Below are 11,173 nucleotides of genomic sequence, written 5' to 3'. Positions count from 1 at the left end.
AACTTAGTGCGGATAACTGATGGAGAGACACTATGGTCGCGCAACTGTTATTGGAAGCCGCCAATCTGATGTTTATAGGAATGGTGGCGGTATTTGCCTTCCTGCTATTACTGGTATTTATCGTGCAACTGATAAGTGCGTTTATGTTGCGCTACTTTCCGGTAAAGCTTGTTGAAAAAGCGAACCGTATCGACGCCGGCAGTAGCAGCGGTACCAGCCCGGCTATCGTTGCCGCTATTGCCGCTGCTGTGCACCAGCATCGCCAAAAACAATAAAAGGATGCCTCAATGAGTAAGCCATTATTACTGACAGAACTGGTGTTGCGTGATGCGCACCAGTCGTTATTGGCCACCCGTTTACGTCTGGACGATATGTTACCGATCGCCGCTAAGCTGGATAAAGTGGGTTACTGGTCAATGGAATCCTGGGGCGGGGCTACCTTTGATGCCTGTATCCGTTACCTGGGAGAAGACCCATGGCACCGTATCCGTGAGCTGAAAAAAGCCATGCCGAATACCAGGCAGCAAATGCTGCTTCGTGGCCAGAACTTGCTGGGTTATCGCCACTATGCTGATGATGTGGTCGAAGCGTTTGTTGAGCGCGCCCATAAAAATGGGGTTGATGTATTTCGCATATTTGACGCAATGAACGACATCCGTAATCTGCAAACGGCTGTGCAGGCGGCAATAAAAGTGGGGGCTCATGCTCAGGGTACTATTTCTTACACCGTCAGCCCGGTGCATACCATTGATATGTGGGTTGATATGGCGCGGCAGCTTGAGGACATGGGCTGTCATTCAATCTGCATCAAAGATATGGCGGGTTTGCTCAAGCCTTATGACTGTGAAGAGCTGGTGTCGCGTATTAAGGAAGCTACCGGTATTCCACTGGCAATGCAGTGCCATGCGACTACTGGTCTGTCCACGGCCAGCTACCAGAAAGCGATTGATGCGGGTATTGACATGCTGGATACCGCTATCTCATCGATGAGTATGACCTATGGCCACAGTGCCACCGAAACCATGGTTGCTATCACGGAAGGCACATCCCGTGATACTGGGCTGGATATGGAGTTACTGGCTGAAATCGCAGCCTATTTTCGCGATGTTCGGAAAAAGTATGCGCAGTTTGAAGGCTCACTCAAAGGTGTTGATGCCCGTATTTTATTGGCGCAGGTACCTGGTGGTATGCTGACAAATATGGAAAGTCAGCTCAAAGAACAGGGTGCACTGGACAAGTTAGACGCCGTTCTGAAAGAAATCCCGCATGTGCGTGAAGATCTGGGCTTTTTACCTCTGGTTACCCCCACGTCACAGATTGTTGGTACCCAGGCGGTACTGAATGTGCTGACAGGCGAGCGTTATAAAAGCATTACTAAAGAAACGGCCGGGGTGCTCAAAGGTGAGTACGGTGCTACACCCGCGAAGGTGAATACTGCATTGCAACAGCGGGTGCTGGACGGTGCTGAAGCCATTAGCTGCCGACCGGCAGATTTACTTGAACCAGAGCTGGAAAAACTGCAGCAGGAACTGACCAGTCTGGCGGGCACTGAAAGTATCAGGTTGGCTGAGCAACAGCTCGATGATGTGCTGACCTATGCGTTATTCCCACAGGTTGGGCTGAAGTTTCTTAAAAACCGTGATAACCCCGCAGCGTTTGAACCTGCACCTGATAATGACAGCTCAGAGCAAAAGGCTGCTGCACCAAGCAACGCTAAAGCACCTCAAAATGGCCCTGCAAGCTACAGCGTGCGGGTAGATGGTAAGGTGTATGAGGTTGAAGTGGCTGCGGGCGGCGCCTTAAGTTCTGTCAAACCCGTGGTAGAAGAGAATATTCCCGCCAGTGCTTCTGTGACCGGTAATTCCACACTGAATGCGCCGCTGGCAGGTAATATCTGGAAAATAGTCACTAAAGCCGGTGCGGCGGTAAAACGTGGTGACATAGTGATCATAATGGAAGCAATGAAAATGGAAACTGAAGTCAGGGCAGTATCTGATGGCGTTGTCGCCAATATCCATGTGGCGGCAGGTGATTCAGTTAGCACCGGCGATGTGCTGATTAGCTTTGACTAAATTTGACTGAGGACTTTCCATGGATGCTGTTGCAACCTTAATTGCGTCAACCGGCCTGATGAATTTTACTGCCGGTCAGGTCGTGATGATGCTGGTCGGATTTTTACTGCTTTACCTGGCGATTGCCCGCGGATTTGAGCCATTACTGCTATTGCCAATAGGTTTTGGTGCTGTGCTGACCAATATCCCTCTGGCGGGCATGGGGGAACCCGGTGGCCTGCTGTATATGATTTATGAGGCGGGTATCAGTACCGGTGTGTTTCCTCTGTTGATTTTTATGGGCGTGGGCGCGCTGACTGATTTTAGCGCTTTGATCGCTAATCCGAGAATGTTGCTGCTAGGTGCCGCTGCACAATTTGGTATCTTTGCAACGTTGCTGGGTGCTATCGCGCTTAATGCAGTGCCGGGGTTAAGTTTTACCATGAAAGAAGCATCTGCCATCGCCATTATTGGCGGGGCGGATGGGCCGACTGCTATTTTCCTTGCGTCCAGGCTGGCGCCTGATCTGCTGGGGGCTATAGCAGTTGCTGCCTACTCTTATATGGCGTTGGTGCCAATCATTCAGCCGCCTATCATGCGCGCGTTAACCAGCAATGCCGAGCGTAATATTCAGATGATACAGCTACGCGCTGTCAGTAAAAAAGAGAAGATAGTGTTTCCATTGGCAGTGTTGCTGCTGACAGTGCTGTTATTGCCAAGCGCAGCACCGTTAATAGGTATGTTCTGTCTGGGTAACCTGATGCGTGAATGTGGTGTCGTCGAGCGGCTAAGTAAAACCGCGCAGAATGAGCTTATTAATATTGTGACTATTTTCCTTGGTCTGGCAGTAGGGTCAAAACTTAGCGCGGATAAATTTCTGACGTTACAAACTCTGGGCATACTGGTGTTGGGAGCGGTGGCATTTGCTATTGGCACCGCATCAGGTGTACTGATGGCTAAGCTGATGGGGAAGTTTTCAAAAGACCCTATCAACCCGCTAATTGGCGCAGCAGGCGTTTCGGCAGTGCCGATGGCGGCCAGGGTAGTGAACAAAGTAGGGCTTGAGGCGAACCCGCATAACTTTCTGTTAATGCATGCAATGGGCCCTAACGTAGCAGGCGTGATAGGTTCTGCTGTCGCGGCAGGTATCTTGCTGGCACTGGTTGGCTAATATATTAACGGCAATAAAAAAATCCCGGCATTAACCGGGATTTTTTTATTGCTAAAGGAGATTAAGGTGCTGCAGTAGCGACCGGTGTATCAGCTGTTTTTGCCAGTAGTACCCGCTCATTGGTTTGTAACTGCGCCAGAATTTGTTGTGCCTGTGCGGTAAACAAATTCTTTTCCGGGCCTTGTAATGGTGTGGCCTGCGGCAATTTTACTGTTCTGGGGTTACGGTGAACGCCGGCAACCAAAAACTCATAGTGCAGGTGAGCGCCGGTAACACGGCCTGTGCTGCCTAAACGACCGATAGCTTCGCCCTGGCGTACTTTGTCACCTTTGGCAACCAGACGCTTGGATAAGTGCAGGTATTTAGTCACGATATTGTTAGCGTGCTGCACAAACACATAGTTACCATTTAAATTATTGTAGGCTGATGCGATTACCCGGCCATCACCTGCAGCCATAATAGGGGTGCCAACCGGTGCTACATAGTCAACGCCGTTATGTGGCCTTACCGTTTTCAGTACCGGATGCAGACGCTTCGGGTTAAAGTTAGAACTTACATACTGAAAGCTGACCGGTGCTCTTAAAAACGCCTGACGCATGCTGGCACCATCAGGTTTATAGTAATTGCCATCTGTGTGGCGGACCGCCTGATACAAGTGGCCCTGATTAGAGAATTGTGCCGCAACGATATTGCCGTTACTGATAAACTCTCCGTCAACATACTGGGTTTCGTATAGCACACTGAAGCTGTCTCCGGCACGGATATCCAGACCGAAATCGATGTCCCAGCCGAATATACCAGCCAGGCTCATGATCTGCGCTTCGGTTAATCCGGCTTCAATACCCGCACTCCAGAAGTTACTGCGGATCTCTGCGTTGGCAAACTGACTGCGCAGTTCGACTTCTTTTTTCAGCTCTTCAGCAATAAAGCTGCCGTCGTTAGTACGGCTGATACGTAAAGTGCTCAGATGATTCAGCGCGTAGCGCAGTTCCTGCAATTCACCCTGTGCATTGAGGCCAAACTCCAGCTGCTCACCCGGGAATAAACGGGTCAGGGTTTTCACGCTGTTACCCAGTGCCAGCACATCCAGCATCACCTGTTGGCTGACATTGGCTTTTTTAAACAGTGCAGATAAAGCATCGCCTTTTTGTACCTGCAGTACCGACCAGTTTAATGATAAATCTTCTTCCGGCAGGGCTGGTAAGTCAGCAATGGCCTGCTCTTGATCTACTACATCTTCCTGTTGCGGAACGTTCAGGCTGTAACGTTTGCCAATTTCCAGGCTGTCGCTCTTACTACCTTTGGAAGCGGAAGCCTGTTCTGACGGGAATAATAAAATAACGGATAAAAACACCGAAGTTGCAGCAATCAAGACGCGGTGTTGAGTGGGAATTTTAGTGATAAATTGTCGCATAATACCAGTCTGGGCTTAGGAAACGCACAAAAACCGAGCATATACGGTTTTTTTGCCCGACACCAGACTTTTGTGCGTTTCCCCAAGGCTGAACATGCTATAGAATGCGGTTTGTTTGCACAATCAGGTGAAAAATCAGGAGAGAAAAATGGCGGATTGGGAGCTGGCTTTAGCTGAATTAAAACGCGGCTGCGAAGAAATTCTGCTGGAAGATGAGCTAATTGCCAAATTAAAAGAAGGTAAGCCGTTAAAAATAAAGGCTGGCTTTGACCCGACTGCACCTGATTTGCACCTTGGTCATACCGTGCTTATCAACAAACTGCGGGCCTTCCAGCAGCTTGGGCACGAGGTTATTTTTCTGATCGGTGACTTTACCGGTTTAATTGGTGACCCAACCGGTAAAAATGTTACCCGTAAACCGTTAACCCGCGAAGAAGTACTGGCCAATGCCCAGACTTATAAAGATCAGGTATTTAAAATATTGGACCCGGCCAAAACCCGGGTAGCGTTTAACTCGGAGTGGATGAACGAGTTAGGTGCTGCCGGCATGATCAAACTGGCGGCCCGGCAAACCGTTGCCCGGATGCTGGAACGGGACGATTTTAAAAAGCGTTATGCCAACAACCAGTCTATTGCTATCCACGAGTTTTTGTACCCCTTGGTGCAGGGCTGGGATTCAGTCGCATTGCAGGCCGATGTCGAAATGGGTGGTACCGACCAGCGTTTTAACCTGTTAATGGGCCGAGAGCTGCAAAAAGATGAAGGTCAGCGCCCGCAAACGGTGATGATGGTACCGCTGCTGGAAGGCTTAGACGGCGTACAGAAAATGTCAAAATCTCTGGGCAATTACGTCGGCATTACCGATGCGCCCAACGATATGTTTGGCAAAATTATGTCGATATCAGATGAGCTGATGTGGCGCTACTACGATTTATTGAGCTTCCGGGCGTTGGAAGACATTGCTGCACTTAAACAACAGGTGGCAGCAGGTGCCAACCCACGCGATGTAAAAATTGAGCTGGCAAAAGAAATTATTGCCCGCTTTCATGATCAGGCTGCGGCAGACGCTGCGCATCAGGATTTTATTCAACGTTTTAGTAAAAACGCCTTGCCGGATGATATTCCACAACTGAGTGTCAGCTGTGACGGTGACAGCATGCCTATCGCAAACCTGCTAAAAGAAGCCGGCTTAGTGGACAGTACCTCAGAAGCCATTCGTATGATCAAGCAAGGTGCCGTTAAGCTAAATGGCGATACTAAGGTAGAAGATACTAAACTGGACATTGCCAAAGGCAGCGAAGCCATTTATCAGGTTGGTAAGCGTAAGTTTGCTAAAATCAGCCTGATTTAAAATTCTTTTATTTTATAAATAATTAGCGTAGCAGCTGTACAGTTGCTGCGCATCCCGCTTAGCCAGTCATCCACCGTTAATCCCTCGTACTGTATAGCTGATGAACTACACTTGAGTAAATTACAATCAGCACGAGGTAAGTCATGTCAAAGCGCAACCCTTTTGCCAGTGAACTACTGGTCAATGAGAAGCCTTATCATATTTTCAGTCTGAAAAAAGCAGCAGAGACTTTTGGCGATATCAACCGTTTACCGTTTTCCCTGAAAATATTATTGGAAAACCTGCTGCGTAATCTTGATGACGATACCGTCACGAAAGACGATATTCAGGCGCTGGTGAACTGGCAGAAAACCGGCACCTCTGACCGTGAAATAGCCTTTCGCCCGGCGCGGGTATTAATGCAGGATTTTACCGGCGTACCGGCAGTGGTTGATTTGGCCGCTATGCGTGCCGCAGTTGCTGCGCTTGGCGAAGATCCGGATAAGGTCAACCCACTCTCTCAGGTTGATCTGGTGATAGACCACTCTGTCATGGTTGACAAGTATGCTACTGAGCAAGCGTTTAAGCAGAACGTTGATATTGAAATGCAGCGAAACTACGAGCGCTACGCCTTTTTACGCTGGGGCGCCAAAGCATTTCGTAATTTTAGGGTTGTGCCGCCTGGCACAGGTATCTGCCATCAGGTAAACCTGGAATACCTGGGGCAGAGTGTCTGGGCAGAGCAAACCGATGACGGCACTCTGGCCTATCCCGATACCCTGGTCGGCACTGACTCGCACACCACTATGATAAATGCGCTGGGCATTCTGGGCTGGGGTGTCGGTGGTATTGAAGCCGAAGCTGCGATGCTGGGACAGCCGGTGTCGATGATTATTCCTGAAGTGGTGGGGTTTGAGTTCAGCGGTAAGCTGCAGCCCGGCATTACGGCAACCGATCTGGTACTGACTGTAACGCAAATGCTGCGTAAGCATGGCGTGGTAGGTAAGTTTGTCGAATTTTTTGGCGATGGTCTGGACCAGCTGGCGCTGGCAGATCGGGCAACTATTGCCAATATGGCGCCCGAGTATGGTGCCACCTGCGGCTTCTTCCCGGTTGACCAGGTGACATTGGATTATATGAAACTAACAGGCCGGGATGATGCGCTGATTGCCAGAGTGAAAACCTACTGTCAGCAGCAGGGATTATGGCGTAAAAGCGGCGAAACACCGGTGTTTACCGACACTCTGCATCTTAATTTAGATACGGTGGTGGCATCGCTGGCAGGGCCGAAGCGGCCACAGGATAAAGTTACCCTGACCGAGTTGAAACAGCATTGTGATGCCGCCATTGCGCAAGAGAAAAAGGTCAGTCAGCAGCGTGATGCTGAGCTGCTAAACGAGGGCGGTGGTCAGACTGATGCACCTGTTGTTGACCGCAGTTTCGACTTTAATGGCGAGCGTATCCGGCTGGATAATCATGCGGTGGTTATCGCGGCCATTACCTCTTGCACCAATACGTCCAACCCAAGTGTGCTGATGGCGGCAGGGTTGCTGGCGAAGAATGCTGTTGCTAAAGGGCTAAAACGTCAGCCTTGGGTAAAAAGTTCACTGGCACCCGGTTCTAAAGTGGTTACCCGTTATTTAGAGGAAGCCGGGTTAATGCCGTCACTTGAGCAACTGGGTTTTCATCTGGTGGGTTACGGTTGTACTACCTGTATCGGTAACTCCGGCCCACTGGCTAAACCGATAGAAGAGGCTATTGTCGCCTCAGATCTGAATGTATCTGCGGTATTGTCAGGTAATCGTAACTTTGAAGGCCGCATTCACCCGTTGGTGAAATCAAACTGGCTGGCATCGCCGCCGTTGGTGGTGGCTTACGCTTTAGCCGGTACGGTAAATATTGATCTGGGCCATCAACCGCTTGGCAAGGACAAAGAGGGTAACGATGTCTATTTAAAAGATATCTGGCCGGACAGTCAGCAAATTGCAGACGCGGTAGCCAAAGTTCAAAGCAGCATGTTCAGTGCGGAGTACGCTCAGGTGTTTGAAGGTGATGAAAGCTGGCAGGCGATAGATGTGCCAAAAGCGAAGACCTATGCCTGGCCTGATTCTACCTATATCCGTCATCCGGACTTTTTCCGCGGCATGGCAAGAAAACCTAAAGCGGTAGCCGATATTCAGGGAGCCCGTGTACTAGCTGTATTAGGTGATTCGGTGACGACAGACCATATTTCACCGGCGGGCTCTATTAAAGCCAGTAGCCCGGCAGGGGAGTATTTGCGGGAGCATGGGGTGAAGCAGGAAGATTTCAACTCGTATGGTTCGCGCCGCGGTAACCACGAAGTGATGGTGCGCGGCACTTTTGCAAATGTACGCATTCGCAATGAAATGGTACCGGGTTCAGAAGGTGGCGTTACCCGGCATTATCCGTCCGGTGAGCAGATGCCAATCTTTGATGCAGCCATGCGTTATCAGCAACAGCAGATACCGCTGATTGTGGTAGCAGGCAAGGAGTATGGTACAGGTTCATCACGCGACTGGGCAGCCAAGGGCACCTTGATGCTGGGTGTCCGAGCCGTACTTGCCGAATCGTTTGAACGTATACACCGCTCAAACCTGATAGGTATGGGTGTATTGCCACTGCAATTCCTGGCCGGTACCGATCGCAAAACGTTAAAGCTGACCGGTGAAGAAAGTTTTACGCTGCGCGGTTTGTCTGCTTTAAAACCGCGGCAAAAGCTGCAGCTGGTGATCACCTATCCGGATGGTGCTAAACAGGAAGTTGATGTGCATTGCCGTATTGATACTGGCAATGAGCTGGCGTATTACCAGCACGGTGGTATTTTGCAGTATGTATTGCGCCGTATGATAGGAGAGGCGTAACAGAGCGGGCGCCTGCTTTGGCAGGCGCCCGTTATTTATTACTCAGCCTTGGGCAATGACAGGCCGGATTTAATATGTAAGTCACGTTGTGGGTAAGGAATAGTAATACCGGCCTGTTTAAAAGCGCGCCAGATAGCAACATTGATATCTGATTTTACCGTGTCTGCACCGTATTCCGGGTCGGCTATCCAAACCCGCAGTTCAAGTTCAATACCGCTGTCGGCAAAGCTTTTTAGCATCACCGTCGGTTCTGGTGTATCCAATACCCGCTTAGATATATGCGCGCATTTTAGCATCAGCGCCATGGCTTGCTCGGGGTCATCTTCGTAGCTTACCTGCACCAGAATCTTCACCCGCACATTGCGGTCTTCATAACTCCAGTTAATCACCTCTGAGGTGATCAGGTTCTCATTGGGTATTAACGTATCAACACCTTCGCGGTTTCGCACCACGACATAACGTGCTTTGAGCTCATGCACCCAGCCAAAGTTTTCACCGACAGAAATCACATCGCCCGGTTTTACACTGCGGTCCAATACCAGAATAAAACCACTGATAAAATTAGAGGCGATACGCTGTAAGCCAAAACCCAGGCCTACACCTAAGGCGCCGCCAAATACCGCCAGTGAACTGAGGTTAATACCAACGGCATTCAGTGCTACTAAAAAGGCGATGGTGATCAGCAGAAACTTGCTGAACTTGCTAAAACCGACCTGCATGCTCGGGCTGATGTGGCGGTTTTTCTTCATTTGCTGGTTTAGCAGCTCTGCCAGCCACAAGGCCAGCGTAAAAGCGAGAATAATCACCAGCACCAGCTTTACCGTACCAAGCAGTGATAGCCGGGTTTCGCCAAGATTGAATGCCAGCGCATCCATAGTGGTCAGCAGAGGCGTTAGCCAGCCAGTCAGATGCAGTACCACCAGCAACCAGATAACCACAGCAATTACCGGTTCAGCTGATTTGACCAGCGGACTGGACAGAAAGGCTTTACGTAAGATGTACACCAGTAACCGGATCAGCCCCAGCGCCAGCGCCACGGGTATCAGGGGTGCAAGCAATTGTTGCGGCAGTTCATAGGTTTGCAGCAGCTCACGACTGAGCGCTAATAAAGCGGCCATGCTAAAAGGCAGCAGAATGCGGTGCGAGCTGCGAAGTGCAACATGGCGTAAGCCCTGGCCACCACTGTCGCTAAGGCGTCGGCCCCAGACCCGGTTTATCAGTAATGCCAGCACCAGACATATTGCAATAGCCAACAGCTGATACCAGAACGTAATCTGCTGCAGTTGTGTGACAACATCTTGCCACCAGGTCATTATCTGTCCTGACATAAGTCACTCAGGTGTTTTATGTTAATGCGTTTACCTTAGCAGAAAATTGCTGCCGGCCACAGCGGTTAAAACTTGCACTTTCTAAAAATAGCACTAATATGATATTAAATTGATATCACATTGAGGGTGTGGGTATGTTGAAGGAACGAATGATTAACAGCAGAAATGGTTTGGGTATGATAGGCGTGTTGCTGATGCTAAAAATAGTGGGTATTGCCGGTATAGCGTTGCTACCGATCATACTCAAACCCGTTGCTTTGTTATTGGTCATAGCGGTGTTTGTCTGCTGGTTTGGGTTTTATATGGTGCATCCGAATCAGTCTGCAGTATTGCAGTTGTTCGGCCGCTATGTGGGTACAGACTTGAACAACGGCTTGCGCTGGGCTAACCCATTTTACAGCAAACAAAAGGTCTCGCTTCGGGTACGTAACTTTGAAAGCAGCAAAATGAAGGTAAACGACAACGCCGGTAACCCGGTTGAAATTGCTGCCGTAGTGGTATGGAAAGTGGTCGATAGTGCTGAGGCGGTATTTGAGGTAGACAACTATGAGAACTTTGTCAGTATTCAAAGCGAGTCTGCTATCCGCCATTTAGCCTCTAGTTATGCCTACGACGCCGGTAATGATGAGACCATCAGTTTGCGCAGCAGTACTGATGAAGTGACAGAACTGCTGAAACAGGAAATACAGGCGCGGTTAAACAAAGCCGGGGTGCAGGTGCTGGAAGCGCGCATAAGCCATCTTGCGTACGCCGCTGAAATTGCCAGCGCCATGCTGCAGCGTCAGCAAGCAGCCGCTATCGTAGCGGCCCGGCAAAAAATTGTCGAAGGTGCCGTGGGTATGGTTGAAACCGCTTTGCAGAGTTTGTCAGAGCGAAATGTTATTGATTTAGATGGTGAGCGCAAAGCCGCTATGGTCAGTAACCTGCTGGTGGTATTATGTGGCGATCATCATGTTCAGCCGGTAGTGAATACCGGTAGTTTGTACCAGTAGGGGTT

8 protein-coding genes are annotated in these 11,173 nt (G+C 49.8%); 6 read left to right on the top strand and 2 right to left on the bottom strand.

Going from position 1 to position 11,173, the window contains the following annotated elements; genetic code table 11:
- The first annotated feature begins 32 nt into the window (after nt 1-32).
- The 3 genes from AC5SV9_RS05070 to AC5SV9_RS05060 are packed head-to-tail and all read left to right on the top strand — an operon-like array spanning nt 33 to nt 3,222.
- A complete protein-coding gene (locus tag AC5SV9_RS05070; protein WP_475146849.1) occupies nt 33-275 on the top strand; it encodes an OadG family protein in 243 nt (80 codons plus the stop codon).
- 12 nt (nt 276-287) lie between these two features.
- On the top strand, nt 288-2,072 hold the full coding sequence (gene oadA, locus AC5SV9_RS05065) for a sodium-extruding oxaloacetate decarboxylase subunit alpha (protein ID WP_475146847.1): 1,785 nt from the start codon (nt 288-290) through the stop codon (nt 2,070-2,072).
- Between the two features lie 19 nt (nt 2,073-2,091).
- On the top strand, nt 2,092-3,222 hold the full coding sequence (locus AC5SV9_RS05060) for a sodium ion-translocating decarboxylase subunit beta (protein ID WP_475146845.1): 1,131 nt from the start codon (nt 2,092-2,094) through the stop codon (nt 3,220-3,222).
- 61 nt (nt 3,223-3,283) lie between these two features.
- On the opposite strand, the gene AC5SV9_RS05055 is transcribed toward AC5SV9_RS05060, so the two are convergent.
- On the bottom strand, nt 3,284-4,636 hold the full coding sequence (locus AC5SV9_RS05055; RefSeq protein WP_475146842.1) for a peptidoglycan DD-metalloendopeptidase family protein: 1,353 nt from the start codon (nt 4,634-4,636) through the stop codon (nt 3,284-3,286).
- A gap of 148 nt (nt 4,637-4,784) precedes the next feature.
- Between AC5SV9_RS05055 and tyrS the strand changes: the two genes are divergently transcribed.
- Both tyrS and acnA read left to right on the top strand, forming a co-directional pair.
- Nucleotides 4,785-5,987 (top strand): tyrosine--tRNA ligase, encoded by a 1,203-nt coding sequence (tyrS, locus tag AC5SV9_RS05050; RefSeq protein WP_475146841.1) that lies wholly within the window; start codon nt 4,785-4,787, stop codon nt 5,985-5,987.
- Between the two features lie 143 nt (nt 5,988-6,130).
- On the top strand, nt 6,131-8,848 hold the full coding sequence (gene acnA / locus AC5SV9_RS05045) for an aconitate hydratase AcnA (protein ID WP_475146838.1): 2,718 nt from the start codon (nt 6,131-6,133) through the stop codon (nt 8,846-8,848).
- Nucleotides 8,849-8,886: 38 nt separating this feature from the next.
- Here acnA and AC5SV9_RS05040 read toward each other — a convergent pair whose 3' ends face one another.
- Nucleotides 8,887-10,161 (bottom strand): mechanosensitive ion channel family protein, encoded by a 1,275-nt coding sequence (locus AC5SV9_RS05040; RefSeq protein ID WP_475146835.1) that lies wholly within the window; start codon nt 10,159-10,161, stop codon nt 8,887-8,889.
- A 149-nt stretch (nt 10,162-10,310) separates the two neighbouring features.
- Between AC5SV9_RS05040 and AC5SV9_RS05035 the strand changes: the two genes are divergently transcribed.
- Nucleotides 10,311-11,168, top strand: coding sequence for an SPFH domain-containing protein (locus AC5SV9_RS05035; RefSeq protein ID WP_475146833.1), 858 nt, complete (start codon nt 10,311-10,313; stop codon nt 11,166-11,168).
- The last annotated feature ends 5 nt before the right edge of the window (nt 11,169-11,173 follow it).

It is taken from the genome of Rheinheimera sp. ATLC3, assembly GCF_059429535.1.
The sequence above is the reverse complement of the archived record's forward strand: the minus strand, read 5'-3'. Positions and strand labels throughout refer to the sequence as shown.

What these genes read in the sequence shown, in the direction of transcription:
- AC5SV9_RS05040 (WP_475146835.1), bottom strand. Translation starts at nt 10,161, where the DNA reads ATGACCTGGTGGCAAGATGTTGTCACACAACTGCAGCAGATTACGTTC.
- AC5SV9_RS05070 (WP_475146849.1), top strand. Translation starts at nt 33, where the DNA reads ATGGTCGCGCAACTGTTATTGGAAGCCGCCAATCTGATGTTTATAGGA.
- AC5SV9_RS05055 (WP_475146842.1), bottom strand. Translation starts at nt 4,636, where the DNA reads ATGCGACAATTTATCACTAAAATTCCCACTCAACACCGCGTCTTGATT.
- acnA (WP_475146838.1), top strand. Translation starts at nt 6,131, where the DNA reads ATGTCAAAGCGCAACCCTTTTGCCAGTGAACTACTGGTCAATGAGAAG.
- AC5SV9_RS05035 (WP_475146833.1), top strand. Translation starts at nt 10,311, where the DNA reads ATGTTGAAGGAACGAATGATTAACAGCAGAAATGGTTTGGGTATGATA.
- tyrS (WP_475146841.1), top strand. Translation starts at nt 4,785, where the DNA reads ATGGCGGATTGGGAGCTGGCTTTAGCTGAATTAAAACGCGGCTGCGAA.
- AC5SV9_RS05060 (WP_475146845.1), top strand. Translation starts at nt 2,092, where the DNA reads ATGGATGCTGTTGCAACCTTAATTGCGTCAACCGGCCTGATGAATTTT.
- oadA (WP_475146847.1), top strand. Translation starts at nt 288, where the DNA reads ATGAGTAAGCCATTATTACTGACAGAACTGGTGTTGCGTGATGCGCAC.